Below are 26,317 nucleotides of genomic sequence, written 5' to 3' on the forward strand. Positions count from 1 at the left end.
CATGCGCCAGATCTTTTCCTGACTTTTCCTTGAGGGGATGAAAAAACTTTGTTGGCTTCACGTGGTTGACATCACAGGAATTCATAATATGTTGGATAGCGAAACAAACCCCTTTCGACTACCCGGAGCACTCAATGACGATTCAGCCCACCCGTGAAGACAAGTTCTCGTTCGGTCTTTGGACCGTCGGTTGGGAGGCGCAGGACCAGTTCGGTTCGGCCACCCGCCCTCCCCTGGACACCGTGGAAGCCGTCAACCGACTCAGCGACCTTGGCGCCTACGGCATCACTTTCCACGACAATGACCTGTTCCCCTTCGGCTGCTCGGCTGCTGATCGCCAGCGCGAAATCGACCGCTTGCAGGGTGCGCTCAAAGCCACGGGGATGATCGTTCCCATGGTCACCACCAACCTGTTCAGCCACCCCGTCTTCAAGGACGGCGGTTTCACGAGCAACGATCGCGGCGTCCGCCGCTTTGCCCTGCGCAAGGTGCTGGACAACATCGATCTCGCCGCAGAACTCGGCGCCGAAACGTTCGTCATGTGGGGCGGCCGTGAAGGCAGCGAATACGACGCCGCCAAGGACATCCGCGGCGCGCTCGAGCGTTACCGCGAGGCCGTGAACCTGTTGGGCGACTACGTCACGGACAAGGGGTACAACATCCGCTTCGCGATTGAACCGAAGCCGAACGAACCTCGCGGCGACATCCTGCTCCCCACCCTGGGCCACGCCCTAGCCTTCATCGAAACCCTGGAACGCCCGGAGCTCGTGGGCATCAACCCCGAGACCGGCCACGAGCAGATGGCGGGCCTGAACTTCACGCACGGCATCGCCCAGGCCCTGTACCAGGGCAAGCTCTTCCACATCGACCTCAACGGCCAGCGCAGCATCAAGTTCGACCAGGACCTGGTGTTTGGCCACGGTGACCTGCAGAACGCTTTCTCCTTGGTTGACTTGCTCGAAAACGGCGGTCCCGACGGCGGCCCCGCCTACGACGGTCCGCGCCACTTCGACTACAAGCCCAGCCGCACCGAGGACATCGACGGCGTGTGGGACTCTGCGGCCGCGAACATGCAGACCTACCTGCTGCTCAAGGAGCGCGCCAAGGCATTCCGCGCCGACCCCGAGGTCCAGGAGGCCCTCCAGACGTCCCGCGTGGCAGAAATCAACGAACCCACCCTGAACCCGGGCGAAGGTTACGAGCAGTTGCGTGCGGACAAGTCCGCGTACGAGGACTTCGACGCCGATGCCTACTTCGGCGGCAAGGGCTTTGGGTTCGTGAAGCTCCAGCAGCTCTTCATCGAGCACCTCCTCGGAGCGCGCTGACCTCATGACACTGGTTGCCGGGGTTGATTCCTCTACCCAAAGCTGCAAAGTGGTGGTCTTGGACGCGGAAAGCGGTGCGCTCGTGCGTGCGGGCCGCGCGAGCCACCCGGATGGAACGGAAGTCCATCCGGACGAGTGGTGGCGGGCGCTGTCCGAAGCGTTCGGCGACGCCGGCGGCCTGGCCGATGTCAGCGCACTGTCCGTAGGGGGCCAGCAGCACGGGATGGTGCTGCTGGACCTCGAGGGCAATGTGGTGCGGCCGGCGCTGCTGTGGAATGACACTCGCTCGGCCGGGTCGGCGGAAGATCTCACCGCCGAAGTGGGGGCGGAGGACTTCGCCCGGCGGACCGGCCTGGTTCCGGTGGCTTCGTTCACGATCACGAAAATCCGCTGGATTAGGGACCACGAACCCGAAAGCATGGCTCGGGTGGCCGCCGTCGCGCTCCCCCACGACTGGCTCACGTGGCGTCTCCGCGGTTACGGTCCGGCGGGCTCCAGCCCGCTGGGGCCGGACCTGGACGAACTCACCACTGACCGTTCGGACGCCAGCGGCACCGGCTATTGGAGCCCGCTGACCGGACGCTACGATCTGGACTTGTTCAAACTGGCGTTCGGCCAGGACGCCCGGGAAGCCTCGGGCGGGACGACGACGGCGGCGCCCGGCGTCGTCGTTCTTCCCCGGGTGCTAGGTCCGGGCGAAACCGCGGGCCGCGTGCACCCGGCGTGTTTCGGGGGCCGTGGCGCAAGCGAAGCGTTGGGCGGCGGGATCCTGCTCGGCGTCGGGGCGGGGGACAATGCCGCCGCCGCGCTTGGGCTCGGAGCCAAACCCGGCGACGTCGTCGTGTCCGTGGGCACCAGCGGCACCGTGTTCGCCGTCGACTCTTCACCCGGACATGATGCGAGCGGGACCGTGGCGGGCTTCGCCGATGCGAGCGGCGAGTATTTGCCCATCGCAGTGACCTTGAACGCCGCCCGCGTGCTCAGCTCGGTAGCCGCAGTGCTCGGCGTCGACTTCGACGGGCTGTCCAGGCTCGCCCTTGAAGCTGAGCCTGGCTCGGGAGGCGTGGTGCTGGTGCCGTATTTCGAAGGGGAACGGACTCCCAATCTGCCTCACGCGAAGGCCAGTTTCCACGGCCTCAGCATCGCCTCCACCACCCGGCCGAATATCGCCCGGGCCGCCATCGAAGGCATGCTGTGTGGACTCGCCGGAGGCCTGGACGCGCTGCGTGACCAGGGTGTCCGTGCGGAACGGTTGCAGTTGATCGGGGGCGCGGTACAGAATCCTGCCGTGCAACGGATAGCGGCTCAGGTATTCGACCTGCCTGTCGTGATTCCGAGCCCGGGCGAATACGTTGCCCGCGGTGCAGCCGTGCAGGCGGCGTGGGCGCTCGCAGGCTACCGCCCGGATTGGCCCGTGGCCCTCGACGCCACACCCGAGCCGGACTTCCGGGATTCGATCGGGCAGAACTACAGGAAGGTCAGTGCCCGCGTTGACGCCGGCAACTGAATCGCTGCTCATCAGGACACCGCTTCTTGATTCCCTGAACCAGGATCCGGTGCCCGCATCGGGCAGTCCCGTCCGGTGGGGAGTCATTTCCACCGGACGGATCGCCTCCACGGTCGTCAGCGACCTCGCGCTCCTTCCCGACGCCGTTTTGCAGTCCGTCAGTTCCCGGACCCAGGAAAACGCGGACGCGTTTGCTTCCGAGCACGGCTTCCAGAGCGCCTACGGCGACGACGGCGGGCTTCCGGGGTACCAGCGGCTCCTCCAGGATCCCGCGGTGGACGTCGTGTATGTGGCAACCCCTCACACGAGTCATTTCTCGGCGGCGAAGGCGGCCCTCGAAGCGGGGAAGCACGTGTTGTGCGAGAAGCCGCTGACCATCAACGCCCGTGAAGCAGAGGTCCTGGTTCGGCTGGCCCGGGAGAAAAGCCTGTTCCTGATGGAAGCAGTGTGGACCCGGTTCCTGCCCAGCGTGCAACGGGCGGCGGAAATCATCGCATCCGGCGAACTCGGCGAGATCCGGTGGCTGCAAGCTGACCTCGGGTTTCCGGCGCCGTACAATCCAGAATCCCGGCTGTGGAGGCTCGACGACGGGGGAGGTGCCCTGATGGACGTTGGTGTCTATCCCCTGACATGGGCGCTGATCAGCCTAGGACGCCCGGAATCGTTGACGGCCACGGCGCATCTGACTGACGGCGGAGTGGATTCCGAGACCGCACTGACACTGTCCTATCCTTCCGGGGCGCAGGTCCAGGCCATGACCTCTTTGACCTCGGCCACCCCCCAAACGGCCACCATATGCGGCACGAAGGGGATGCTCCGATCCAACGCACCGCTGTTCAATCCGACGGAGTTGACCATCACCTCCAGCTCCGGCGAGCAACGGCTGGAGAAATTCACCCCGGTCGGCCATGGCTACACCTACCAGTTGCGCGAAGTGATTCGTTGCCTGCAGCTGGGCCTGCTCGAGTGCCCCACGATGCCGTTGGCGGATACCCTGACCACCATGTCCCTGCTGGATGAAGCACGCAGGCAAGCGGGAATCAGCTACCCGGGGGACTAGGGGCAGGGCAGCGCCTCGGCAAGTGACCAGCGCGGCACGGCCCGGTCGAAATAGCCAGCAACCTCCGATCCCTGAATGATGATGTAAGTCACGCAGTCAAAACAGGATCCTGGAGGAAACATGCCCGCCACGCCGTCGCCGGGAAGAGTGGGCGATGTCCGCAGGCAGAACCTTGCGCTTGTCCTCGCAGGCATCCAGGGGAACGGCGGGGCCACGCGCGCGCAGCTTGCCGTGGAAAGCGGCCTGACGAAGGCCTCCGTTTCGAGCCTGGTCACCGACTTGCTCGAATCCGGCCTGGTGCGGGAAACAAGTGTCACCCGCGACGGCGAACGCGGACGGCCCGGAACCGGTCTCGTCCTCAATCCGGCCCGCGGCGCTTTGGCCGCGGAAATCAATGTGGACTACCTCGCGGTGGGAGTCCTGGACTTCGCAGGGGAACTGGTCTTCCACGAGACCCTTGAACGGCATAACCGCGGAAGCCTGCCCTCCGACATCCTGCCGCTCCTCGTCGCCATGGCGCAGCGGGCGGCAACACAGGCGGCGGGCGACGGCGTCGAACTTCTTGGTGGGGAATTGACCGTGCCCGGCTTGGTGGATACGGAACGCAACGTGGTGCTGGCCGCGCCGAACCTGGGCTGGGCCGACGTCGGACTCTCCGAAGAGCTGCCCAGGCTCCTGCCCGCAGCCCCCTTCGGAGTGACCCTCTCCAACGAGGCCAATAGCGCCGCGCTCGCGGAACTCTGGTTTGGCCACGGCGACCGCTTCCCTGACTTCCTCTACATTTCCGGCGAAGTGGGCGTCGGTGGAGGGCTGGTCATAGATTCCCGGCTTTTCGCCGGCCCGCACGGCCATGCCGGTGAGATCGGGCATGTGGTGGTGCATCCCGACGGCCCGTTGTGCGCCTGCGGCGGCCACGGTTGCCTTGAGACGTTCGCGGGCCAAGACGCCATATATTCTGCAGGTGGAATACATCAGGATGCGACTCCAAAGCACATGGAATACCTGCTGAGCCGCCTTGCCGACGGAGATAGGAGCGCGGTTTCAGCGGTGGAACAGGCCGGGCACTACCTAGGAATCGCGATTGCCTCGACGGCGCGGGTGGCGAACATTTCCGCCGTCGTGCTGGGCGGTCATTTCGCCGTACTCGAGGAGTGGATCGCTCCTGCGCTGCGCCGGAGCTTGGACCACCACGCACCGGGACTGATCCCGGAAGGAAACCTGGCGTTCTCCGGACTGGGGCAGACGGGGGCCCTCAGGGGCGCCGCAGCAACCGCAGTCCGGAGAATATTGAGCCAGGCCTACGAACTGATTCCCTGAACTTCCGCGAGCGGGGCCGCCAAGGCTGTCAGTTCCACGAGGGCCGGCCGCGCAACCGTGCTTTCGATCGAGACCGCTGAACCACTGTGGGCAGATGCCAGCACAGATTCCATGACCTCAAGCGCATGGAACGCCAATTGGCCGCCAGCGCGTGGTTCGACCCCGGCCGGGGTTGCGGCGAGGTCGGCGATGCCGAAGCCCCTGCCCGAATCGATGTAGCCGGCCGAGATCGGAAGGGTCTGCCAGGAGTCGGCGCCAAGCGTAAAGAGCTGGACGTCGCCGTCGAAGTGGTTCGGATCAGGAACAACAAGAGATCCCGCCGAACCGTGGATCTCGATGTTGGCCGACTTGGTCTTCACCGCGTCGAAGCTCATCACCAGCGTGGACAGGGCGCCGGAGGCGTGGACCAGGACCCCGGTCACGTGCGAATCGATGGTCACCGGAATCACCTCGCCCTCCCGCGGTCCTGAACCAATGGTGCGCGTGTCCCGTGTGTGGCTTGCGGCACCAATGACCGAGACCACCGGGCCCAATAGCGTGACCAGGGCGCTCACGTAGTAGGGACCCATGTCCAGCAGCGGTCCGCCGCCGGGCTGGTAGTAGAAGTCCGGGTTGGGATGCCAGCGCTCGTGTCCCGGTGTCACCATGGTTGCCGTGGCCGAGATCGGCGCACCGATCAGGCCGTCGTCGATCGCTTTGCGGGCAGTCTGGATCCCGGTGCCGAGCACCGTATCCGGCGCGCAGCCGACCACGACGCCGGCCTCCCGCGCCGCGTCGAGCACTTGCCGTGCCTCGGCGGTTGTCGCAGCGAGCGGCTTCTCACCATAGACACTCTTGCCGGCGGCGATGGCCCTCAATGCGATCGGCGCATGCGCGGCCGGAATGGTGAGGTTGAGTACGAGCTCGATGTCGTCCGCCGCCAGGAGCTCGTCGACGGTCACCGCGCGGACGCCGTCGTAAGAATCCGCGACCGCTTGTGCGCGCGCGGGATCGAGGTCCGCGACGGCTACCAGGTCAATGTCGTCCAGCCGGCGGAAGTTCTTGAGGTACTGGGCGATGATGGCGCCACAGCCGATGATGCCTACTCTTAGCGGCTTGCCCACAGCATGCCCCTTTCGATGATGGTGCGGACGTTGCTGTCCTGGAGGATTTCCACGCTGTGTCCCGGGGTGCAGACGAAGATCCGTCCTTCGGCCCACTGCCGGGTCCAGATCGCAGGGGAGGTGACCTCCCGGTTCCATTGGTCCCAGTCGCGGACCTTCTGGGTGGTGGTGGCGAGGACGTCGATGTAGTCGTCAGACAGGACCCAGTACTGCTCGGTGACCAAATCGAAGTCGCCGATTCCCTGGGTGATGGGGTGGCTCGCGGCAGCCGGGACCATGTTGACGGTGTACGGCACGTAGTTGTCCGGCTGTTCGCCGATGCGTTCGTCCGGATGTTTGCCGGGGTGGCAGGCGAACTGGCCGCCGATCATGTGCAGGTAGTCCGAGTTGTTCCGGTAGGAATCGGCGATGCCGCCGTGCCAGCCGGCAAGTCCCGTGCCGTTTTCGACGGCGGTACGGAGCCCCTCGAATTCGTCCTTCTCGATGGTGGACATGGTCATGCATTGCACGATCAGGTCCACGCCGGACATATATGCCGAATCGGCATATACCTTCGGGGATTCCTCCACCCGGACGTCGTAGCCGTTCTCCTTGAGGAAGGGGATAAAGAGTTCTGTGGCTTCGAATGGCTGGTGGCCATCCCAGCCGCCACGGACCACCAGGGCAGTCTTCTTGTCAGTCATGGTTTCCTTTGCTGAGAAATACGGCCGGAGAGCCGAAAATGAAATGGTTAGCGGCTTGAGAAAGCCGCGTCGAAAGCGGCGACTGGCGGGGCGATGGCGGCGAGTTCCCGGACCATGGCCAAGGATTGCGGTGCTCCCACGAGTCGGTCCATGCCCGCGTCTTCCCACTCGACGCTGGTTGGCCCCTCGTAGCCGATGGCATTGAGGGCGCGGAAGATCGGCTCCCATTTCACGTCGCCATGGCCTGCGGTGACGAAGTCCCAGCCCCGGCGCGGATCCGCCCATGGCAAGTGGGAGCCGAGCCGGCCGTTGCGTCCGTTGAGCTGGCGGATGGATTCCTTAACGTGCACGTGGAAGATCTTCGGCGCGAAATCCTGGAGGAACATCACCGGATCCAGGTCCTGCCAGATGAAGTGGGATGGATCGAAGTTCAGCCCGAAGCTCTCGCGATGCCCCACGGCTTCCAGGGCACGTTTCGCGGTCCAGTAGTCGTAGGCGATCTCGGAGGGGTGGACTTCCAGGGCGAAGCGGACCCCGACTTCGTCGAACACGTCGAGGATCGGGTTCCAGCGGTCCGCGAAATCCTGGTAGCCACGCTCGATCATCGCCTCCGAGGCGGGCGGGAACATGGCCACTGCCTTCCAGATGGAGGAGCCCGTGAATCCCGTGACGGTCTTGACGCCGAGGCGTGCCGCGGCCCGTGCCGTGTCCTTCATGGCCTCGGCAGCGCGTTGGCGGACTCCTTCAGGATCGCCATTGCCCCAAACCTCGTCGGAGAGGATGTCCCGGTGGCGCTCATCGATGGGGTCGTCGCACACGGCTTGGCCGGTGAGATGGTTGGCGATCGCAAAGACCTTGAGGCCGTTCTTCTCAAGGATGTCGAGGCGTTCCTGGACATAGCTGTCGTCCACGGAGGCCCGGTGGGGGTCCAGGTGGTCGCCCCAGCAGGCGATTTCGAGCCCGTCGAAGCCCCATTCGCCCGCGAGCCGGGCGACCTCTTCGAAGGGCAGATCGGCCCATTGGCCGGTGAACAGTGTGATGGGTCTTGTCATCGGGATTCCCTCCTAGACTTCCTGCCAGCGGCTGGACTCTGCGGCGCTGCCTTCCACGGCAGCCAGCACCTTTTGCACCTGCAGGGCATCAGCGAACGACGGCGAGGGCTGCTCGCCTGCGCCGATCGCGGTCACGAGGTCCACCACTTGGTGCGTGAAGCCGTGCTCGTATCCGAGGCCATGCCCGGTGGGCCACCAGTTGCCGACGTAGGGGTGTTCGGGCTCCGTCACGAAGATCCGGCGGAATCCGGCGTCGGGGGATTCCGCGGCGTCGTAGAAGGACAGGACGTTCATCTCTTCGAAGTCGAACGCGAGGGAGGCCTTGGTCCCGTTGACTTCCAGTCGCATGGCGTTCTTGCGTCCCAGCGCGAACCGCGTGGCCTCGAAGACCCCGACGGCGCCCGCGGAAGTAGCGCCGCCGTCAAACCTCGCGGTGAAAATGGCGGCGTCGTCGACCGTGACCGCGCCGCGCGGCGCATCCGCGCCGACGTCGCCATGGCCGCCCAACCCGACGAGGTCACCGGCCAGCGGACGTTCGTGGACGAAGGTTTCCAGGAGTGCGGAAACGCCCGTGATCTGCTGCCCGGTGACCCACTGCGCAGCGTCGATGCTGTGCGCTCCGATGTCGCCCAAGGAGCCCGATCCGGACTTGGACTTGTCCAGCCGCCAGGTCATGGGCGCGTTTTCGTCGCTAAGCCAGTCCTGCAGGTACTGCGCCCGCACGTGCCGGATGGTTCCCAAACGGCCCTCTTCGACCATCCGCTTGGCCAGCGCCAAAGCAGGGGTGCGGCGGTAGCTGAAGCCGCACATCGAGAACACTCCGCGTTCTGCCGCGGCCTGGGCGGCTTCGGTCATGCGCTCCGCCTCCGCCACAGAATTGGCGAGGGGTTTCTCGCAGAGCACGTGCTTGCCCGCTTCGAGGGCTGCGATCGCGATCTCGGCGTGCGTATTGCCCGGGGTGCAGATGTCGATCAGGTCGATGTCGTCCCGCTCGAGGAGCCGGCGCCAATCAGTCTCCACCGATCCCCAGCCGAGCTTGCCCGCGGCGGCGCGGACGCCGTCGTCGTTCCGGCCGCACAGTGCGGTGAGCTGGGGGTCAAGCGGGAGATCGAAGAACCGCGGCGCTGTCCGCCAAGCGTGGGAGTGGGCGGCGCCCATGAATGCGTAGCCGACCATGCCGACCCGCAAGGGCTTTGCGGTAGTCATTGTGTTTCCTTTCGTGCTTTCAAAGAGCGTTGGCTATTTGCTGAATCCTGCGGTCAACCCGCTGAGCAGCTGACGGCGGGCCACCACATAGATGACCAGCAGCGGCAAGGTGGCGAGCACCACGGAAGCCAACACAGCGGGGATGTTCACGCTGAATTCGCCCTGAAACGTCCACAAGGACAGCGGAAGCACGCGGGTGGACGGGCTCTGGGTCAGGATCAGCGGGAACAGGAAGCCGTTCCAGACGCCGAGCGCGTTGTAGATGCCCACGGTCACGACGGCGGGGCGCGTCATGGGCAGCGCGAGCCGCCACATCATGGCCCAGTCCGAGCAACCATCGAGCCGCATGGACTCGAACAACTCGTTGGGTACATCGCGCATGAAGTTGCTCAGGATGAGGACGGAAATGGGAATCGCGAAGGCAATGGAGGGCAAGATCAGCGCCAACAAGGTGTCATAGAGATGCGCTTTGGTGATCATCCAATAGATGGGAATGATCGTGGCGTGCAAGGGAATCGCCAGGCCCAAGAGGAACGTGTTGTTCGTCCACGTCAGGAACCGGCCCTTCCCCCGGACGATCGCGTAGGCGGCCATGAACGAGACCAAGAGTGCAGGTACAACACTGCCCACTGTGACGATCAGGCTGTTGAAGAAGTACATGGCGAAGTCGTTGTCCAGGACCAGCTTGTAGTTGTCCAGGGTCGGCTCGGTGGGCGGCATCATCGGGTTCGAGGTGAAGAACCCGGCCTGGTTCTTCAGGCTGGTCACCACCACGTAGTAGATGGGAACGATGATGATCGCAAGCCAAAGCCAGCCGCCCAGGCCGCCCAGGTAGTTGGGACGGAGCCGGCCGGGGCCCTTGGCGCCTTTTGCTCGCTCGCCATGTTTGTGGCCTTGCTTGTTGCTTGGCGCGTTGGGCCTTGCCGGCGGTGCGGGAATCTGGGTTGTGGAAGCCATCAGGCACCTTCCAATTGGCTTGCGTTGCGGTTCTTGCCACCGAGTCTTTGCAGGAGCAAGGCCAGGGCAAGGCCGATCACCACGAGGATGACGCCGAGGGCGCTCGCCGCTCCCATGTCGTTGGCCTTGAAGCCGGTCAGGTACATGTGCAGCGGTAGCAGCCGCGTGGAATAGCCGGGGCCTCCGCCGGTGAGGACGAAGACGAGATCGAAGTAGGCCAGTGAGCCGACCACCATAAGGGTCGAGGACGTGATGATGGTGTATTTCAACTGGGGCAAGGTAATGGCGAAGAACTGCTGGACGCGCCCCGCGCCGTCGATTTGGGCCGCTTCATACAGCGACGCCGGGATCTGGCGCACGCCGCCTTGGTAGATGAGTGTGTGGAACGGGACAAACTGCCAGGCGATGACGAAGACGACGACGAACAGCACCAGATCCGAGTTGCCGAGCCAGTCCTGGGCGAGGAATGGAAGGCCCAAGCCCGGACCGAGTCCGAAGTTCGGGTCCAAGAGGGCCTTGTATGCGATCGCGACGGCCGCGGAGGACAGCAGCAGCGGCACGAAGTAGAGGACTGCGAGGGCCGCGCGGTATTTCTGGGACGCGGACGTGAAAACTCCGAGGAGCAAGCTGATGGGGGCTTGCACGATGAACGAGAAGAACATGATCTTGGCCGTGACCCACAGCGCATTGCCGGTGACGGGATCGGTCAGGACCGTGGTCCAGCTCGACAAGCCGTCCAGTTTGATTTCGCCCAGCCCGTCCCATTTGGTGAAGCTGAGGAAGAGCACGCCGAAGAGAGGGATGATGGCGAAGAGGAGGAAGAAGACAAGGGCTGGTGCGGCCAGCCACCCCGACGGGCCCTTTTCAAGGACCCGCCGGGAAGAACCGGTTGAGGTAGACACTGGTTACTTTCCGATCGTGGCGTTCATGGTTGAGACGAACTGATCGGGGCTGATCTTCTTCAGGAAGATCTGGTCCAGGTTCGCCAACATGGCGTCTCCCTGGGCGGGGCTGAGGGCCTGGTCCCAGGAGAGGGTGAAGCTCGGTGCGTTCTTGGCCATGCCGTACACGTAGCTCAGGAAATCCTTGTCCGGTGATGCGGCCAGCTTGCTTTCGATGCCCGTGGTCACGGGAACCGCTCCGGAGTCGATCAAGGACTGGGTGTCGGCGTCGGTGAACATTCCGCTCTTGACGTAGTCGAGCGCCGCCTTCTTCTGGCTGTCAGTGGCCTTGGAAGAGATCGACCAGAAGTTGGAAGGGTTGCCCACGACGTTGGCAGGATCGCCCTTGCCACCGGACACGGTGGGGAAGGTGACGTAGCCCAGCTTGCCGTTCTTGACGAAGTCCGCGGCGTCCTTCTTCATGCTCTGGTAGATCCAGCCACCCTGCAGGATCATGGCGGCCTTGCCGGTGTAAAGGAGGGCCTGGTCCGCGTTGCTGTCGGCGGCAATGGAGGAGAATCCGTTGGCGAATCCGCCGGCGTCCACCAGGTCCTGGATCTTGCTGAGGGCTGCCTTGACGGCGGGGTCGGACCAGGCGCCGGGCTTGTTGGCGGCGATGTTCGCGAAGACCTCGGGTCCGCCGATGCGCTCCACCAGGTATTCGAGCCACATCAGGTCAGGCCACTTGGACTGGCCGCCCAGGGAGAAGGGAGCGATGCCTGCAGCCTTGAACTTCGGCACCAGGGCCATGAGTTCATCCCAGGTCTTGGGGGCCTGGGCGCCGATCTTATCGAAGACTTCCTTGTTGTAGTACAGGACGACGGGCTGCACGTTGTTGTTGGGCAGGGCATACGTCTTGCCGTCGATCACGCCGTTCTTGAGCACGGACGGCAGGTAGCGGCTCTTGACATCCGGGTTTGACGATACGAAGTCCGACAGGTCGGCCACCTGGCCGGCGTCGACGTAGGACTTCAGCACGCCACCGCCCCAACCGTAAATGAAGGTGGGTCCTTGGCCGGCGCCGACGGCGGTGCGCACTTTGGTCTTGTACGCGTCGTTCGCGAAGAAGTCGAGCTTGACGGCCTCGTCCGGGTGGGCTTTGTTCCATGCATCGATGGACTTCTGGAGTACGGGCTGGTTACCGCCCGTGAGGCCCCACATGGTGGCCGAATCGGCGTTTCCTGCCGAACTTGCCGGTCCACTTGATCCGCAGGCTGCGAGGGAGATCGATACGGCCGCGGCAGTGACGGCGATCGCTGCCGTGCGCAACGTGAGTTTTACCATTTGCAATTCCATTCGTCCTCCGGGCTCGACGCTGATTGCCCGGTTATTGGTTTCGGGAGTCCGGCCTTCGGGGAGCGAGGCTGCACTGCCGCTGAATATGCTTGATCCGAATCTTCGAAATATTTCGATAATCTTTTCGGTCCGTTAGGCAAATTTAGCTGTGGTCTGGGTCACCGTCAAGGCGATTCGGGCATAAAGTTCAACTCTTTTACGAAATGGCGATTGACTCTGCTTGCCTCGCCGCCCACACTTGTGTCAGCGAAATATTTCGAAAGAGTTGAGGATCCATGGCCAGCAGTGAAAGTTCCGCCAAGGTGACATTGGCCGCCATTGCCCGGGAAGCGGGCGTCTCGATGCCGACCGTCTCGAAGGTGGTCAATGGGCGCGAGGATGTTGCAGCTGACACGCGCGCCAAAGTTCTGACCGCCTTGGAGCGGACGGGATACAAGTCGCCGCTTCAGCGAAAGAACACCGCCGGCCGCCGGCCCGTGGTGGAGGTTGTGTTCGACACCTTGAATTCGGCGTATGGGGTGGAAGTGCTCAACGGCGTGTTGGAGCACGCGGCCGCCTCCGACGTCGAAGTCCTGCTCAACATCACCGGCCAGCAGTCGGCGTCGAAGCTGAGCCTCGAGCAGCGGGCGCAGCGGATCGTCGACGAAGGCCGCAGCGGCATGATCGTGGTGACCTCGGCGTTCAGTTCGGCCCAGCTGGATCCATTTCGACGGCGGCAGATACCCATCGTGGTCATCGACCCGCTCAACCCGCCGCCGGGTGACGTGGTCAGCGTCGGTGCCAGCAACTGGGCCGGGGGCAAGGCCGCCACGGCGCACCTGTTGGATCTAGGGCACCGCCGGATCGCCTACCTGGGTGGCCCGGAAGGCGCCGAGTGCAACCAGGCCCGTCTCCACGGCTACATGGCGGCGCTGATGGCGAATGGTGTGCCCGTCGAGGAGCGTTACATCCTGTCAGGGCCCTTCCGCTCCGAGAACGGGGTGGCGGGAATGAAAACCCTGCTTCAACTCGAAGAGCGCCCAACGGCCATCTTTGCCGCAAGCGACAGCATCGCCCTGGGTGTGCTCGCCGAGGCGCGGCGGCAAAAGATCCGCATCCCGGAGGACATCAGCGTGGTGGGATTCGACGGAACCTACCAAGCAGAGGAATCGGTGCCGCCGCTGACGTCCGTCTCCCAGCCGCTGCAGGAGATGGGCCGTGCCGCCCTGCGCTTCGTGCTCCGCCAAATGCGCGGTGACGCATTGGACTCGCGGCGCGTGGAACTCGCCACGCACCTTGTGGTCCGCGAATCCACCGCCCCGCCGGCGTAGGCGTAGTCCCGACCCCCGCTCACTTTTGGGGGTGTTTTCGCCGACGCTAGCTCACATCTTCGAGCCCGACGACGGGGCGGTGGCCTTCCCTCAGCTTGGTGTTCCGCGCGTCAGGGTCTAATTTGGGCCGATTGATCTGTCAGAAGTCGTAGCGGAATGTGCTCGTTGCAATCCCGGTTCCACTCAGGCCATACGTCAAGGTGTGGACGCCCTGGTTCACGACGGTGACGTTGAGCCGGAAGGTCAGTTCGCCAGGTTGTGCCGAATTTGTGGTGCAACTGATGCCGGAAGGATCCAGTGGCTTCGCCGAGCAACTCCAGCCCGAGGGGGCAGTAACGGATCCGCCTGAAATTGTGCCGGGCGCGTTGATCGAGAAGTCGGCTGTGGCATTCCCGATTCCTCGGGACAGGGTGAAGACGGTCTCGAGCGTCGCCGTCGTGGGGTCCGCACCCGTGTCTGTCCGACTCGCTGTACCGCTGATCTTCCCGCGATTTGCCGTCGGCGTCGGCGTCGGCGTGGGAGCCGGGGTCCGCACGGGAACGGCAATGGGTAATGGTGTGCTGGCTGGCGCGGGCCCTCGTGCCGGCGCCGGTGTCGCAAAGAGGGGTTCGGTGATCACAGGCGTCGCCGCTTCGTCCGGCAGCGCAGGAAGCGGCGGGAGCGCTTCGGAGGCAACACGGGTGGGGGACTGGTCTCGGGACGGCGCGGGCGTCGGCCGGGCAGACCCGGTTGTTTGTATCCGGGCATCCTGATATCCCTGCGGCGCCGGCTGGCCACCCAGGACCTGGACAAAACCGACCCCTGCCACGACCAGCCCTACTGCGAGGCCAGCGAGGATAGACATCAATAGAGGCTGTGAGATCCGGGTCATCCCGGATGCCACCGGCGCTGAAGGAAACTGCCCTGCAATGCCCAGCCCCGAGGCGCCGCTTCCCCATGCTGCCAGCGGGACGCCTGTCATCAATGGCAGGAGCACGGCCCGCATGGTTGCCTGCACGTCCCTGAGCTCCAGCAGCACGGCCGTGCACTTGGCGCACTCGTCAAGGTGATCCCGGACCTTTGCCTCGGCGTGTTTGGACAAGCCCCCGCGAACATAGGATCCGAGCTGGGGTACGACTTTCGTGCAGGCGCCTTGCGGAATCTCGCTGACGTGCATCTGCAAATACTGTTTGCGCAATCCTTCCCTCGCGCGCACGCCCAGTGCGGAGACAGCGTTGGGCGAGAGCCCGAGGATCGGAGCGACGACGGCGGGCTTCATCCGTTCCACGTCCAGGTACCACAGGGCCGATTGCCATCGTTCCGGCAGTGATCGGAAGGCACGGGCCACGGTATGGGATTCGAAAGCCTGGACGACCGGATCCCCGGGTGTCATTTTGTGGTCAAGAACAGCCTCGTCGGCGGTCGGCAGGGCGCGGCGGGCATTCCGGTTCCTATGATGGGAAAGCCTGGTCACCGTGGACAACAGGTACCCACGGAAGAATTGCTCAGGCCCCTTGCCCTCGACAAGGCTCTGCAGGACCGACCGGAATGCTTCGGCGACGACGTCGTCGGCATCGCTGAGGTTGTCAACGTTCCTGCGGGCAACGGTAGAAGCGATGGAAACATGGCGAGCGTACAGCCCGTCATACGCATCCAGGTTTCCACCGCGGACCATGGCGATTATTTCACTGTCGCTAACAGCGTCGGCCATTGAAGAGGTAGTACTAGGCGCCATTACCGGCTTCCCCGCGAGCATAAATATTTCCGACCATATAGACACAGTGGCCGGACCCGGAATTTATGACGCAGGTTTGGAATCTTTTCTCGCGAAAAGGGTGATCAGCCATTTGTTCCTCAGTGGTTCGGCCCGGTGGCGCCCGCGGACGGGCACTTGGTCGACGACGTCGTTCTCGGAAGGCTCCATCGGTTCGGGGATCGCGTCTATTGACGAAGCAAATCGCCGCGTGCCGGTTGCCGCGTCCTGAGCTGCGCAACGAGGCTCCGGTCCCGCCACCGGGTCAGAAGCAGCCACATGCCATCCGCGAAGGGCACCGCAGCCGCTGTTTGGATCTTCATGCCTACTGTGTGGCGCGTGCAGACGATTCATGTCGCAAGTGCGGAGAAGTATTTGCGTGCCGTGCGGGTGGCCTCAGTGGTGGACGCCGTCCCACTTGAATCTCCCAGGAACCTCGACGTAGTAGATGGACCTCCCGGTGGGAAAGGAGAAGCGGTGCCCTGCGTGTCGGATTGGCTGATAGTCGTGGCCGAATGGGTCATGCACCGTGACTCGTTCGAGGTGATCCTCGCGTGTGAGGAGGCCGTTGACTTCTTGGAGCGTCGCAGGATGGGTTACTTCGCCATCCACCTCCAACACCCACGGCGCATCCGTGGTCCTGCCGGATTGTTCGAGGTAAAGCATTTCAAACAATCCGGCAAGGAGGGCTTCTAACGTTTCCGGGGAGAACCGTTGTAAGGGGTGGGTCTGCATATTCCGACGTTGGTTGGTTGTCCACGCTTGGCGGAGCCAGTTGAATTCGACAGTGCCCAACGAAGGGCCCAGGCGCAGGTGCCTGTCCTTATCCATGGTCAGGCGGTAGTCGTTTCCGGCTCGGTCAAGGATGCATGCTGCTTCGTCAACGTATTCCAAGTTGTCGAGCATGGCGGCCTCGGACGGATAGTACGAGAAATCACCGACGTCGTCGACCACAACATAGTCGATCGGGCTGCTGCCGGGAACCGTGGTGTCGGGTGCCGTTCCGTGGGTAAAGCCAAAGCGCTTCATGCTTACGTCAGCTCCTGCGGAGGACCAGTCCACAGCCCGGGTGGCCGTGAATTCTTCACTCGATCAGATCACCGAAAGGACCCGCCAACGGTGGTCTTTACGGTTTCCATATGCGGCAGGACGGAGATTTAGCACTCTCTTAACGGTCAAGGCTCGAGCAAATGGGGCAGGCATGGCAGACTTCGGCCATGAGTATCGAGCACTGGTGGCCGAAGCTGAAGCCGTCCACCCAAGAATGGCTGATCGAGAACAATGGCGACGCAGTGTCCCCCGAGGTGCTTGCCGAGATCGCCCAAGTTGGAGGTGTTGTTACTTCCGATGCCTGGTGGGTTGGTGAGAACGGGCCTTCGGGGTTCTATTTCTCGGACGAGGCGGTCGACTGGATCGAAGCGGTAGCGAACGGCGAGGTGCCTGAGCGGCCCTGACGGCATCGCCGTCAGGCCACCTTGTAGCCGCGCTTAGCCCACGTGGACCCACGGGCGGCGGCTGACATCGGGTTCGGCTTCACGCAGCACTTCCCGGGTGACTGGAGCGATCTCTCCCTCGCCCAGGAACAGGAAGCGAAGGAGATTGATGACCGGGTTGCCTTCGGTCCAGCGGAAGTAGATGTGCGGCATGAGGCCGGTCACGTCGCGGATGTGCAGCAGCACCGAGGCGATGGTGTTGGGGACCACCGGGCCGTGGACTTCGAGGATCTGGTGTCCGTGCCGAACCACGCCGTGGACTTCGAGCGCGGTTTCGAAGTCGGAGGAATCGTCCACAATCACTTCCAGGAAGAGCGCCTGGTAATCCACCGGAATGTGGCTGACTTCGATCGCTGAGGTGAGTTTGTCCCGGTAGGCCTCCGCGGTGAGGCGGAGGGGTTCGTGGGCGATGAGCGCAATCGGGCCACTTAGGTTGGTGGACATGAATTCCAGCGCCTGGCGGTCCAGGTGGACGTGGGTCGCGTGCAATTCAAACGAGCGCCGGATCCGGGAAAGCAGCGAGATCACGATAATCCCCACGATAAAGATCGCGGCGATCCGGATGCCTTCGGGACGTTCGAAGATGTTGGCAATTGTCGTATAGATGAAGACAAGGGCGATGACGCCGAATCCGACGGTGCGCTTGCGCTGCCTCAAACGGCGGGCGGAGAGGGTCACCGCCACGGCGGCCGACGTCATCAGCACCAACACCCCGGTGGCGTACGCGCCACCCTGGGCGTCGACGTCGGCGTTGAACAGGAAGGTGATCAGGAACCCGATGAGGGTGAATACCAACACGAGGGGGCGCACTGCCCGGGCCCATCCCGGTGCCATTCCATATCGCGGCAGGTACCGCGGGACCAGGTTCAGCAGCCCCGCCATGGCGGAGGCGCCTGCGAACCACAGGATGGCGATGGTGCTCAGGTCGTAGACAGTGCCGAACCCCACGCCGAGATATTGGTGCGCAAGGAATGCCAGGGCCCGTCCATTGGCCTGGCCGCCGGTTTGGAATTCCTGGTCCGGAATCAACACAACGGTGGTGAAGCTGGTGGCGATCAGGAACGAACTCATGATGACCGCGGCCGTGGTCAGGAGACGGCGGGTTCCCTTGATCCGTCCGGCAGGGTTTTCCTCCGTGTCCGAGGCACGTCCGCGGATCTGGGGCATCACGGCGACTCCCGTCTCGAAACCGGACAGGCCCAAGGCGAGTTTGGGGAAAACGAGTAGCGCGATGCCGATCACCATGAATGGGTTTCCGTGCGAAGTGGAAAGTGCATGCCACCAGTCACCCACTGCGACCGGATGTGCGAACACTTCCACAAACGTTGAGAACACGACCACGACGTTGAGGCCCAGATAGACGATGACCAGAACCACCGCCACGCCGATGGCTTCCTTGAACCCGCGCAGGAATACTGCGGCCAGCAGGGCCAGAAGGAACAAAGTGACCAGGATGTTCTGTCCCTGCAGCCAGCCCGGGGCGAGTGGATTCTGGATTGCGTGGGCCGTGGCGTCCGCGGCCGAGAGGGTCATGGTGATCATGAAGTCCGTTGCCGCGAACCCGAGGAGAACGAGGACGAGGAGCTTTCCTCCCCATCGTGGCAAGAGGCGCTCAAGCATGGCGATTGATCCCTCGCCACGGTGGCTTTCACCCGCGACGCGGTGGTACACAGGCAGGGCACCCAGCAGCGTGACGGCCACCAGGACGATGGTGGCCAACGGCGAAATCACTCCGGCGGCCAAGGCTGCGATGGCCGGCTGGTAGCCGAGGGTGGAGAAATAGTCGACGCCGGTGAGGCACATGACCTGCCACCACGAATGCTTCTTCAGATGGGGATCGCCCACCGCACCAGGTCCTTGGTGCGATCCTTTGGAGTCTTGCAGTCCGAACAGCAACCATGTCCGAAGGGAGGCCATGCCTCCGGGCCGTGGGGCCGAAGGATCAGCCGGGGGCCTGCTCAAGGTAGTCATGGTGTCCTTTCCGCGCGACGCGCAGGCACCGCGATCATTGCTGAACATAACACCGGTCACAGGTGTTTTCGCTGGTTGAAGCCGATCTTGATGAATCCTTAACGTCGATTTCCCGGAATCCACTTTGCGCCTGTTAAGAAGCCGTCAAGATTCGGCCCTACGGTGTTAAGGAACCATCAGGAACCGATTTTCGCCGTCTGCCGGGGAGTTGACTGGCATCAGCCCCGCAAACGGGGCGCGGATGAAAGGACGTTCCAATGGCCGACGTGGCTGTTGTGGGGATCTTCGTGGTGTCCATGGGGATCGTGATGTGGATTGCCCACTTTCTGGGCAAAATCGTCGACGGCGATGGGCCGGTGAGCGGGCAATGAGCGCGGACGCCGTGATGTGGTTGGTCCTGTTCATTTCAGGCCTGTGTCTGTTCGGCTACTTGTTGGCCGTGTTGATCCACCCGGAAAAGTGGTGATGCGGGATGGTTTTCAGCGTTGCCTCCTTCCTCACCCAGGTGGTTGTCCTGCTCTTGCTGTTGGTCTTGGTGCACAAGCCCCTGGGCATCTACCTTGCCCTCGTGTTTGACGGCAAGAAGTCATCACGGGCGGAGAAGCTGTTCTACCGCCTCGCGGGAGTGGATGCCGGCGCCGAACAGAGCTGGTCGATCTACCTGCGCAGTGTCCTGGTCTTCTCTGCAGTGTCCATCCTGGTGGTGTTCTTGCTCCAGCGGCTCCAAGGCGTCCTGCCAGGGAATAATTCCCTGGCCGGCGTGGATCCCTGGACGGCCATGAACACGGCCATCTCCTTCGCGACGAACACCAATTGGCAGACTTACGTCCCCGAGACCACCATGGGCATCTTCGTACAGATGTGCCTGCTGGCCGTGCAGAACTTTCTCTCTGCCGCAGTCGGAATCGTGGTGGTGATTGCCCTGATCCGCGGCATCGCTCGCACCCGGACTGACAGGCTGGGGAATTTCTGGGTGGACCTTGCCCGCACCTCGTTCCGTGTACTGCTTCCGATGGCTGCGCTCGCGGCCATCGTGATGGTGATTGGCGGTGTGGTGCAGAACTTTTGGTCCACCGACGTCGTCAACCAAGCAACAGGCGTCACCCAGACCATCCCCGGCGGGCCGGTGGCCTCCCAGGAGGCCATCAAGATCCTCGGCACCAACGGCGGCGGCTATTTCAACGCCAATTCCTCGCACCCGTTTGAGAACCCGAACGTCTTCATCAGCATGTTCGAGGTCTTCTTGATCCTGCTCATTCCTTCTGCCTTGCCGTACGCCTATGGCCGCATGGTGGGGGACCAGCGGCAGGGGCACACAGTAGTAGGTGTCATGGGCATGCTCTGGCTGGCGTCCACCTTGCTGATGGGCTGGGCCGTTGCCGGCGCTGCGGGAACGGCAACGGCGGCAGCCGGCGGTTTGGGCGAGGGCTTTGAACAGCGTTTTGGCGCGGCGCAGAGCTCCATCTTTGCCACGGCCACCACCCTGACTTCAACGGGAGCGATCAACGTGGCCCACGATTCGCTTCCGCCCTTGGCCGGCGGCGTGGCCATGGTCAACATGATGCTCGGCGAGGTGGCTCCGGGCGGCACGGGGTCGGGGCTCTATGGCCTGCTCATGCTCGCGATCGTCTCCGTGTTCATCGCCGGGCTCATGGTGGGCCGCACTCCGGAATTCCTGGGCAAGAAGATCGGGCCACGCGAGATGAAGCTCACGGCCATGTACATCCTGGTGACGCCCGTCATCGTGCTGGCCACGGCCGGAATCACCGTCCTTCTCCCGGACGCCGTAGCCAATGCCCCTGCCACCGGACCGCACCAATTCAGCGAAGTGCTGTACGCCTTCACCTCCGGAGCCAACAACAACGGCTCCGCGTTCGCCGGTATCACCACCTCCGGCCCCTACCTGTCCACCATGATGGGAATCGCCATGCTGCTTGGCCGCTATCTCCCCATCGTGCTGGTGTTGGCCCTGGCAGGATCCCTGGCAAAACAGCCCCGGATCCCGGCATCCGCCGGAACAGTGCCCACCCATGGCTGGCTCTTCGGTTCGCTCTTGCTCGCCGTCACGGTGATCATGACGGCGTTGAGCTACTTCCCTGCCCTCGCCCTGGGCCCCCTCGCAGAAGGACTCCTCAAATGACCCCGTCCACAACGGACACCGCCGCCCGGACCTACGCAGACGGAAATCCCCTGGGAACTCCGGGAGAGCACAAGCACCACACCAAGGCACCGGCAAAGCTGGACCTTGCCAGTATCCGGACTGCGCTGCCGGTTGCAGTACGGAAACTGGGGCCACGCCAGATGATCCACTCTCCCGTGATGTTCACCGTGCTGGTAGGGGCGGCTCTCTGCACGGCCATCTGCATCCTCAAGCCAGCAGTGTTCGGCATATCGGTGACAATCTGGCTTTGGCTGACGGTGCTCTTCGGAACCCTCTCGGAAGCCATCGCCGAGGGCCGCGGCAAGGCCCAGGCAGACAGTCTCCGGGCCAGCAGGAAAGGTGTCGTTGCCCGGCTTCGGCTGGAGGACGGCACCCTCAAGGAAGTGCCGGGAACGGAACTGCGGAAGAACGACGTCGTCATGTGCGAAGCAGGGGACGTCATCCCCTCCGATGGCGAGATCATCGAGGGCCTGGCGAGCGTGGACGAATCCACCATCACGGGTGAATCGGCGCCCGTGATCCGTGAATCCGGTGGCGACCGCTCCTCCGTGACCGGCGGCACCAAGGTCCTTTCGGACCGCATCGCCGTTCGCATTACGGCTGAGGCGGGCGAAACGTTCATTGACCGGATGATCAAGCTTGTGGAAGGCGCTGTTCGGCAAAAGACGCCCAACGAAATCGCCCTCCACGTCCTCCTTGTCTCGCTCACCATCGTGTTCCTTGCGGTCACCATGAGCTTGGCGCCGTTCGCTTCCCTGCCGGGGGCAACGCCATCGCCGATCGTGCTGGTGGCGCTGCTGGTCTGCCTGATCCCGACGACGATCGGCGCGCTCGTGCCGGCGATCGGCATCGCTGGCATGGACCGCTTGGTGCAGCACAATGTCCTGGCCACTTCCGGCCGCGCCGTGGAGACCGCGGGAGACATCACCACCCTCCTGCTCGACAAGACCGGCACCATCACCTACGGCAACCGCCGCGCGGTCAACTTCTTCCCCGCCCACGACGTCGAGCGGACCGAACTCATCGAGGCTGCCCGGCTATCCAGCCTTGCCGACGAGACGCCGGAGGGACGCTCGATCGTGGATCTCGCAGCGGAAAAGGGCGTCGGCGGCCCGGACCTTGCCGCTCTCCTGAAGGGAACGGAAGAGTTCGCAATTGTCGAGTTCAGCGCGAGCACGCGGATGAGCGGCCTGGACCTCGACGGGCGGAAGATCCGCAAGGGCGCCGCTACCGCCGTCGCGAAGTTCGTGGCGGACGCCGGTGGCAAGACGCCCGCCGAAGTGGACCGCAAGGTGCGGGAAATCTCAGCCCAGGGCGGCACCCCGCTGTTGGTGGCCGGCGTCGGGCACGACGGCGGAGCCCGGGTCCTCGGCACGATCCACCTCGCCGACGTGGTCAAGCCGGGCATGCATGCCCGCTTTGCCGAACTACGCCGGATGGGCATCCGGACGGTGATGATCACGGGTGACAACCCCATCACGGCCAAGGCAATCGCTGCAGAGGCAGGCGTCGACGATTTCGTCGCCGAGGCCACTCCGGAGGACAAACTCGCTGTCATCAAGGAAGAACAGGCGCACGGCTGGCTGGTGGCCATGACGGGCGACGGCACCAACGATGCCCCCGCGCTGGCAGCGGCGGATGTCGGCGTCGCCATGAATTCGGGTACTCCGGCTGCCAAGGAAGCTGCCAACATGGTGGATCTGGACTCGGATCCCACCAAACTCATCAACATCGTGGGCATCGGCAAACAGTTGCTCATCACCCGCGGCGCCTTGACCACGTTCTCGGTCGCCAACGACGTGGCGAAGTACTTCGCAATCGTGCCAGCCCTGTTCACAGGCGCCTTTCCCGGACTCGGGCTCTTGAACATCATGGGCCTGGCCTCGCCGTCCTCGGCCATCCTCTCCGCGGTGATCTTCAACGCGTTGATCATCATTGCCCTGGTGCCGCTCGCCTTGCGGGGGGTCAAGTACCGCGCTGTCTCGGCAAACCAGGCACTGGCCCGGAACCTGGCCATTTATGGCCTCGGCGGTCTTGTGGCTCCCTTCATCGGGATCAAGCTCATCGACCTGCTCATTTCCCTCATCCCCGGCATCGGCTAGGAGACAACCATGAACACCCTTCCCGGCTATTTTCGGCAAGCAGGAACGGCACTTCGGTTCTTGCTCCTGGCCACCGTGGTCCTTGGATTGATCTACCCATTGGCGATTTTCGGTATCGGCCAGGCCGTTGCGCCTTTCCAGGCCAATGGCTCCATCGTGAAAGACGCGGCAGGTAAGCCCGCCGCTTCTGCCCTGATCGCGCAAGTCTCTGCCAACGACGCCGGCACCCAGAACCCGCTGTGGTTCCACGCCCGCCCGTCGGCGGCCAAGTGGGACCCGGGGGCATCCACTGCCAGCAACCTGGGACCCAACGATCCCAAACTGCTCGACGCCGTCAAAGCCAACCGTGCCGCCGTTGCCGCTGCGGAAGGTGTCAAGGAGTCTGACGTCCCCGCGGACGCCGTGACGGCGAGCGGTTCAGGGCTGGACCCGCAGATCTCGGTTGCCTACGCCCGCCTCCAAGTGCCCAGGGTGGCAAAGGCGCACGGGCTGAGTCCCGAGACGGTGCAGGCCATGGTTGACCGCCGAACCGTCACCGGACTTGAGGCCTTCCTTGGGCAGCCGTCCGTCAACGTCACCGAGCTGAACCTGGACGTGGCGGCAGTTGCAGCCAAATAAAGGAAACCAATTAAAGGAAACCGGCCATGTGAAGTGGCTGGCCGTCCCGCGTCAGGGAGCTTGCAGTAGTGAGGTGAGTTTGTCCTGGGACTGTTCGACCGGCGGTGCTTGGACGGGGACGGCCAGCGTGATCCTCGTGATGACGTTCTTCGAAGCTGATTCAAGGACGTACTCGGTACTCGAGGACAACTGGTTCCGCGCGTACCAAGCCCGTTCGCCTGCGCCGTCGACGGACTTGGGGGACATCATGAGCCGAGGCAGTTCCACTTTGCCCAAGGCAGCCGTGTCCGGGTACACGGTTGTGGAAATGGTCAGGGCGTTGCCCGGATCGGGATCCTGTCCGTTGGGCACACCCACCAAGCTGAAAGTGCAACTCGTTTCTTTTACGCCTTGGGTTTCCGTGACTGATTGCACACCCGGCTGGATCTGCGCGGCAATGGCTCCAAGCTTTTGCCGGATCTCGTCTGTGCCAGGCACTTTGCAGGCCTGCGCGTCGGGGGTCCCGATGATCCTGCCGTCCATGGCCGTGGTGCCCGGGGAGGCCGTGGCATCGGTTTTTGGAGAGGCCAGGGCGCTGGCTGGTGCCGGGCTCGCCGCTGAGCCACTTGGCTCCGAGCCGCCCTGGCAAGCAGTCAGCAAGAGCCCGGCCAGGGCAACGGACAGTGGCACCGCCCAGGTGCGGACGCTCCTACCAGAAGATTTCATAGCCTACTCCCATCACAATCCTGTCCCCGGCCTGGGCGGTGTGCATGAACTGCAGCAAGTCCGGATCGTTGAACGCGAGGCAACCCCAGGTGGGTTTGTTGTTGCCGTGCATGAAGATCGCGAATCCGGCGTTCATGACGATGGGCGAGTCCGGTGGCCGGTTGTAATTGATCACCACTCCCTGACGATAATCGTGCGTTGGCCGGGTCGCGAAGTACCACATGTTCTCGTCCGGGAAGATGTCCGAGCTGGATTCGAAGTACTGATTGTAGTTCGCATTGAGCCTGCCGCCCCAGCGCGAGAACTGGTTCAGCGTCCGGTAGGACAGGGCCGTTCCCGGGTTGCCGAGGCCGAACGCTTCGGTCACCGTGAACGAACCAGTGGGCGAGAACGCCTGCCAAGTGGGGCCGGTTGCCACGCCGGGACCGGCGAACCCCGACTCCCCGGCGGAGCCGATCGCGCCCCACTCCTTCACGTACTGCCCGTCACCGGGCCTGCGGACGCAGGTGATCATCGATACCTGGGTTGCCCGGTACGCGTCCGCTACCGCCAGGGACACCCTTTGCGCCCCGTTAGTCGGGTACTTCACGGCGCCGGAGTTCAAAGCGGGGCAGTACCCTGCGGTGGAGATCGTGTACCTGACACCTCCACCGTTGATCCACTGAAGCTGTCCGAACTGGAAGCTCTGGCTGCAGTTCCCGGCCCCGTCGCAGGCTTCGCCCGTGACGGGGTACCCGATGACGCCGTCCTGGGAATGGCGGGAGTCGTAGAAACTGCCAAGGCCGCCCCAAACCGGCTGGGTTCCGGCGCCTATCGCAAAGTAGATCTTTCCCCGCGTGAACTGTTGCGAGCAGCCGCCGAACCGCAGGCCGCACTGCTCGTCACCGTGCGGGGCTCCGAGGTAGCCGCTGAGGCCGCCCAGGGACTGGTAGCGGCCACTGATGGCGCCCACAACGGAGAACGTCCCGTATCCCGGGACGAAGTAGATGGATCCGCGTTGGAACTGCTGGGAGCATACCCCTCCCGACAGTCCGCATTGCTCGTCGCTGCTCGGGTACCCCAGACCGCCCGTGTCTGCGGACAGCTGTTGGTAGCGGCCGTTGATCGCGCCCCAAACTGCGAACGTCCCGTATCCCGGGACGAAGTAGATCCACCCCCTCTGGAATTGCTGCCGGCAAGCCCCTCCGGGGAGATCGCACTGTTGCTCCGCAATCGCCGGGCCGAGTCCGCCGGCGTCACCGCCGAGGCTTTCGTGCTTGGCGCCGATCGCGCCAGGGACGGCGAAGCCGGATGCCTTTACGGTTGTGGAGGAAGGTGCAGGGGTGGCTGACGTGGTGGGCGAAGGTTCGATTGCCTTTGGCGGCGTGGCGCCCGGTGTCGGAACCGGCGTCGCGGTGGGAGCCGGCGTCGGGGCCGGACCGGTCGGCCCGGGCGCGGGTAACGTCGTCGATGATGGCGACGGCGTCACAGGCACCTGCGCGGGGACCCCGGTCCCGGGAACCTGTGGTGCCACGGAGTCCGTGGAGGCTGAGGGTGACGGTGCAGGTGTTGGGCTTGCCATGGCCGGGGCGGGCAACAGGGACAGGCAAACGCCAATTGCTATTGCGGCTCCGAATCGATGGAGGCGCTGTGTACGGGGGAATTGAAGGCGTGCGCGCCCGGTGGACATCCTGGGGCTATCTTGTATGCCAGTAATTGCTTTCTCCTTTACCGCCACGCTCAAACCGAAGCCACGGTCGGTAAGGACAGTGGCCGCGGTGACGCAGCCGTAAAGAGAA

General features: G+C 63.8%; 23 protein-coding genes. 10 read left to right on the top strand and 13 right to left on the bottom strand.

Going from position 1 to position 26,317, the window contains the following annotated elements:
- Nucleotides 1-134: 134 nt before the first annotated feature.
- The 4 genes from xylA to VLA65_RS13650 all read left to right on the top strand — a co-directional run bounded on the left by xylA (nucleotide 135) and on the right by VLA65_RS13650 (nucleotide 5,209).
- Nucleotides 135-1,325 carry a xylose isomerase gene (xylA, locus tag VLA65_RS13635; RefSeq protein ID WP_332602819.1) on the top strand — a complete coding sequence of 397 codons (1,191 nt, stop codon included), beginning with the start codon at nucleotides 135-137 and terminating at the stop codon, nucleotides 1,323-1,325.
- Nucleotides 1,326-1,329: 4 nt separating this feature from the next.
- Nucleotides 1,330-2,832 carry a xylulokinase gene (gene xylB / locus VLA65_RS13640; protein ID WP_332602820.1) on the top strand — a complete coding sequence of 501 codons (1,503 nt, stop codon included), beginning with the start codon at nucleotides 1,330-1,332 and terminating at the stop codon, nucleotides 2,830-2,832.
- The gene (locus tag VLA65_RS13645) at nucleotides 2,807-3,892 is read left to right on the top strand and encodes a Gfo/Idh/MocA family protein (RefSeq protein ID WP_307053178.1); all 1,086 of its coding nucleotides are present in this window, start codon (nucleotides 2,807-2,809) and stop codon (nucleotides 3,890-3,892) included. The genes xylB and VLA65_RS13645 overlap by 26 nt, the downstream gene beginning before the upstream one ends.
- A gap of 120 nt (nucleotides 3,893-4,012) precedes the next feature.
- A complete protein-coding gene (locus tag VLA65_RS13650) occupies nucleotides 4,013-5,209 on the top strand; it encodes an ROK family transcriptional regulator (protein WP_332602821.1) in 1,197 nt (398 codons plus the stop codon).
- Here VLA65_RS13650 and VLA65_RS13655 read toward each other — a convergent pair.
- The 7 genes from VLA65_RS13655 to VLA65_RS13685 are packed head-to-tail and all read right to left on the bottom strand — an operon-like array spanning nucleotide 5,191 to nucleotide 12,435.
- Nucleotides 5,191-6,312 (bottom strand): Gfo/Idh/MocA family protein, encoded by a 1,122-nt coding sequence (locus VLA65_RS13655; protein ID WP_284988912.1) that lies wholly within the window; start codon nucleotides 6,310-6,312, stop codon nucleotides 5,191-5,193. The genes VLA65_RS13650 and VLA65_RS13655 overlap by 19 nt on opposite strands.
- Entirely contained in the window at nucleotides 6,297-6,995 is a 699-nt protein-coding gene (locus VLA65_RS13660; protein ID WP_332602822.1) for a ThuA domain-containing protein, read from the bottom strand. Before VLA65_RS13660 ends, VLA65_RS13655 begins: the two co-directional genes overlap by 16 nt.
- 47 nt (nucleotides 6,996-7,042) lie before the next feature.
- Nucleotides 7,043-8,047 (bottom strand): sugar phosphate isomerase/epimerase family protein, encoded by a 1,005-nt coding sequence (locus VLA65_RS13665; RefSeq protein WP_284988914.1) that lies wholly within the window; start codon nucleotides 8,045-8,047, stop codon nucleotides 7,043-7,045.
- Nucleotides 8,048-8,059: 12 nt separating this feature from the next.
- Nucleotides 8,060-9,253 carry a Gfo/Idh/MocA family protein gene (locus VLA65_RS13670; RefSeq protein ID WP_332602823.1) on the bottom strand — a complete coding sequence of 398 codons (1,194 nt, stop codon included), beginning with the start codon at nucleotides 9,251-9,253 and terminating at the stop codon, nucleotides 8,060-8,062.
- 33 nt (nucleotides 9,254-9,286) lie between these two features.
- Entirely contained in the window at nucleotides 9,287-10,210 is a 924-nt protein-coding gene (locus tag VLA65_RS13675) for a carbohydrate ABC transporter permease (protein WP_306964519.1), read from the bottom strand.
- Nucleotides 10,210-11,112 (bottom strand): carbohydrate ABC transporter permease, encoded by a 903-nt coding sequence (locus VLA65_RS13680; RefSeq protein WP_059388769.1) that lies wholly within the window; start codon nucleotides 11,110-11,112, stop codon nucleotides 10,210-10,212. The genes VLA65_RS13675 and VLA65_RS13680 overlap by 1 nt, the downstream gene beginning before the upstream one ends.
- A gap of 3 nt (nucleotides 11,113-11,115) precedes the next feature.
- A complete protein-coding gene (locus VLA65_RS13685; protein WP_059388771.1) occupies nucleotides 11,116-12,435 on the bottom strand; it encodes an extracellular solute-binding protein in 1,320 nt (439 codons plus the stop codon).
- A gap of 287 nt (nucleotides 12,436-12,722) precedes the next feature.
- On the opposite strand from VLA65_RS13685, the gene VLA65_RS13690 reads away from it, so the two are divergent.
- Complete coding sequence (locus tag VLA65_RS13690) at nucleotides 12,723-13,757, top strand: LacI family DNA-binding transcriptional regulator (RefSeq protein WP_284988916.1); 1,035 nt, start codon at nucleotides 12,723-12,725, stop codon at nucleotides 13,755-13,757.
- A 139-nt stretch (nucleotides 13,758-13,896) separates the two neighbouring features.
- Here VLA65_RS13690 and VLA65_RS13695 read toward each other — a convergent pair whose 3' ends face one another.
- The 3 genes from VLA65_RS13695 to VLA65_RS13705 all read right to left on the bottom strand — a co-directional run bounded on the left by VLA65_RS13695 (nucleotide 13,897) and on the right by VLA65_RS13705 (nucleotide 16,518).
- A complete protein-coding gene (locus tag VLA65_RS13695) occupies nucleotides 13,897-15,447 on the bottom strand; it encodes a sigma-70 family RNA polymerase sigma factor (protein ID WP_332602824.1) in 1,551 nt (516 codons plus the stop codon).
- A gap of 230 nt (nucleotides 15,448-15,677) precedes the next feature.
- Nucleotides 15,678-15,812 carry a hypothetical protein gene (locus VLA65_RS13700; protein WP_332602825.1) on the bottom strand — a complete coding sequence of 45 codons (135 nt, stop codon included), beginning with the start codon at nucleotides 15,810-15,812 and terminating at the stop codon, nucleotides 15,678-15,680.
- 73 nt (nucleotides 15,813-15,885) lie between these two features.
- Nucleotides 15,886-16,518, bottom strand: a complete 633-nt coding sequence (locus tag VLA65_RS13705) for a hypothetical protein (RefSeq protein ID WP_332602826.1) — start codon at nucleotides 16,516-16,518, stop codon at nucleotides 15,886-15,888.
- Nucleotides 16,519-16,706: 188 nt separating this feature from the next.
- Between VLA65_RS13705 and VLA65_RS13710 the strand changes: the two genes are divergently transcribed.
- A complete protein-coding gene (locus VLA65_RS13710; RefSeq protein WP_059388767.1) occupies nucleotides 16,707-16,943 on the top strand; it encodes a hypothetical protein in 237 nt (78 codons plus the stop codon).
- A 33-nt stretch (nucleotides 16,944-16,976) separates the two neighbouring features.
- Here the strand turns inward: VLA65_RS13710 and VLA65_RS13715 are convergent, their stop codons facing one another.
- Complete coding sequence (locus tag VLA65_RS13715) at nucleotides 16,977-18,953, bottom strand: hypothetical protein (RefSeq protein WP_059388766.1); 1,977 nt, start codon at nucleotides 18,951-18,953, stop codon at nucleotides 16,977-16,979.
- A gap of 385 nt (nucleotides 18,954-19,338) precedes the next feature.
- Here VLA65_RS13715 and VLA65_RS13720 point away from each other — a divergent pair, with 385 nt between their 5' ends.
- The 4 genes from VLA65_RS13720 to kdpC are packed head-to-tail and all read left to right on the top strand — an operon-like array spanning nucleotide 19,339 to nucleotide 23,834.
- A complete protein-coding gene (locus tag VLA65_RS13720; protein ID WP_284988983.1) occupies nucleotides 19,339-19,419 on the top strand; it encodes a potassium-transporting ATPase subunit F in 81 nt (26 codons plus the stop codon).
- A gap of 6 nt (nucleotides 19,420-19,425) precedes the next feature.
- Nucleotides 19,426-21,093, top strand: coding sequence for a potassium-transporting ATPase subunit KdpA (gene kdpA / locus VLA65_RS13725; protein WP_332602827.1), 1,668 nt, complete (start codon nucleotides 19,426-19,428; stop codon nucleotides 21,091-21,093).
- Nucleotides 21,090-23,216 (top strand): potassium-transporting ATPase subunit KdpB, encoded by a 2,127-nt coding sequence (gene kdpB, locus VLA65_RS13730; protein WP_332602828.1) that lies wholly within the window; start codon nucleotides 21,090-21,092, stop codon nucleotides 23,214-23,216. Before kdpA ends, kdpB begins: the two co-directional genes overlap by 4 nt.
- A gap of 9 nt (nucleotides 23,217-23,225) precedes the next feature.
- Nucleotides 23,226-23,834, top strand: a complete 609-nt coding sequence (kdpC, locus tag VLA65_RS13735) for a K(+)-transporting ATPase subunit C (RefSeq protein ID WP_059388763.1) — start codon at nucleotides 23,226-23,228, stop codon at nucleotides 23,832-23,834.
- 51 nt (nucleotides 23,835-23,885) lie between these two features.
- Here the strand turns inward: kdpC and VLA65_RS13740 are convergent, their stop codons facing one another.
- A complete protein-coding gene (locus VLA65_RS13740; protein WP_332602829.1) occupies nucleotides 23,886-24,539 on the bottom strand; it encodes a hypothetical protein in 654 nt (217 codons plus the stop codon).
- A complete protein-coding gene (locus VLA65_RS13745; RefSeq protein WP_332602830.1) occupies nucleotides 24,523-26,100 on the bottom strand; it encodes a hypothetical protein in 1,578 nt (525 codons plus the stop codon). The genes VLA65_RS13740 and VLA65_RS13745 overlap by 17 nt, the downstream gene beginning before the upstream one ends.
- Nucleotides 26,101-26,317: the final 217 nt, after the last annotated feature.

It is taken from the genome of Arthrobacter sp. S2(2024), from assembly GCF_036662515.1.
In the GTDB taxonomy this organism is placed as follows: domain Bacteria; phylum Actinomycetota; class Actinomycetes; order Actinomycetales; family Micrococcaceae; genus Arthrobacter.

Bases quoted from the DNA above. Each gene is read 5' to 3' on its own strand.
- xylA (WP_332602819.1), top strand. From the start codon at position 135: ATGACGATTCAGCCCACCCGTGAAGACAAGTTCTCGTTCGGTCTTTGG.
- xylB (WP_332602820.1), top strand. From the start codon at position 1,330: ATGACACTGGTTGCCGGGGTTGATTCCTCTACCCAAAGCTGCAAAGTG.
- VLA65_RS13650 (WP_332602821.1), top strand. From the start codon at position 4,013: ATGCCCGCCACGCCGTCGCCGGGAAGAGTGGGCGATGTCCGCAGGCAG.
- VLA65_RS13660 (WP_332602822.1), bottom strand. From the start codon at position 6,995: ATGACTGACAAGAAGACTGCCCTGGTGGTCCGTGGCGGCTGGGATGGC.
- VLA65_RS13665 (WP_284988914.1), bottom strand. From the start codon at position 8,047: ATGACAAGACCCATCACACTGTTCACCGGCCAATGGGCCGATCTGCCC.
- VLA65_RS13670 (WP_332602823.1), bottom strand. From the start codon at position 9,253: ATGACTACCGCAAAGCCCTTGCGGGTCGGCATGGTCGGCTACGCATTC.
- VLA65_RS13675 (WP_306964519.1), bottom strand. From the start codon at position 10,210: ATGGCTTCCACAACCCAGATTCCCGCACCGCCGGCAAGGCCCAACGCG.
- VLA65_RS13685 (WP_059388771.1), bottom strand. From the start codon at position 12,435: ATGGTAAAACTCACGTTGCGCACGGCAGCGATCGCCGTCACTGCCGCG.
- VLA65_RS13690 (WP_284988916.1), top strand. From the start codon at position 12,723: ATGGCCAGCAGTGAAAGTTCCGCCAAGGTGACATTGGCCGCCATTGCC.
- VLA65_RS13695 (WP_332602824.1), bottom strand. From the start codon at position 15,447: ATGGCCGACGCTGTTAGCGACAGTGAAATAATCGCCATGGTCCGCGGT.
- VLA65_RS13700 (WP_332602825.1), bottom strand. From the start codon at position 15,812: ATGAAGATCCAAACAGCGGCTGCGGTGCCCTTCGCGGATGGCATGTGG.
- VLA65_RS13705 (WP_332602826.1), bottom strand. From the start codon at position 16,518: ATGAAGCGCTTTGGCTTTACCCACGGAACGGCACCCGACACCACGGTT.
- VLA65_RS13710 (WP_059388767.1), top strand. From the start codon at position 16,707: ATGAGTATCGAGCACTGGTGGCCGAAGCTGAAGCCGTCCACCCAAGAA.
- VLA65_RS13715 (WP_059388766.1), bottom strand. From the start codon at position 18,953: ATGACTACCTTGAGCAGGCCCCCGGCTGATCCTTCGGCCCCACGGCCC.
- VLA65_RS13720 (WP_284988983.1), top strand. From the start codon at position 19,339: ATGTGGTTGGTCCTGTTCATTTCAGGCCTGTGTCTGTTCGGCTACTTG.
- kdpA (WP_332602827.1), top strand. From the start codon at position 19,426: ATGGTTTTCAGCGTTGCCTCCTTCCTCACCCAGGTGGTTGTCCTGCTC.
- kdpB (WP_332602828.1), top strand. From the start codon at position 21,090: ATGACCCCGTCCACAACGGACACCGCCGCCCGGACCTACGCAGACGGA.
- kdpC (WP_059388763.1), top strand. From the start codon at position 23,226: ATGAACACCCTTCCCGGCTATTTTCGGCAAGCAGGAACGGCACTTCGG.
- VLA65_RS13740 (WP_332602829.1), bottom strand. From the start codon at position 24,539: ATGAAATCTTCTGGTAGGAGCGTCCGCACCTGGGCGGTGCCACTGTCC.
- VLA65_RS13745 (WP_332602830.1), bottom strand. From the start codon at position 26,100: ATGGCAAGCCCAACACCTGCACCGTCACCCTCAGCCTCCACGGACTCC.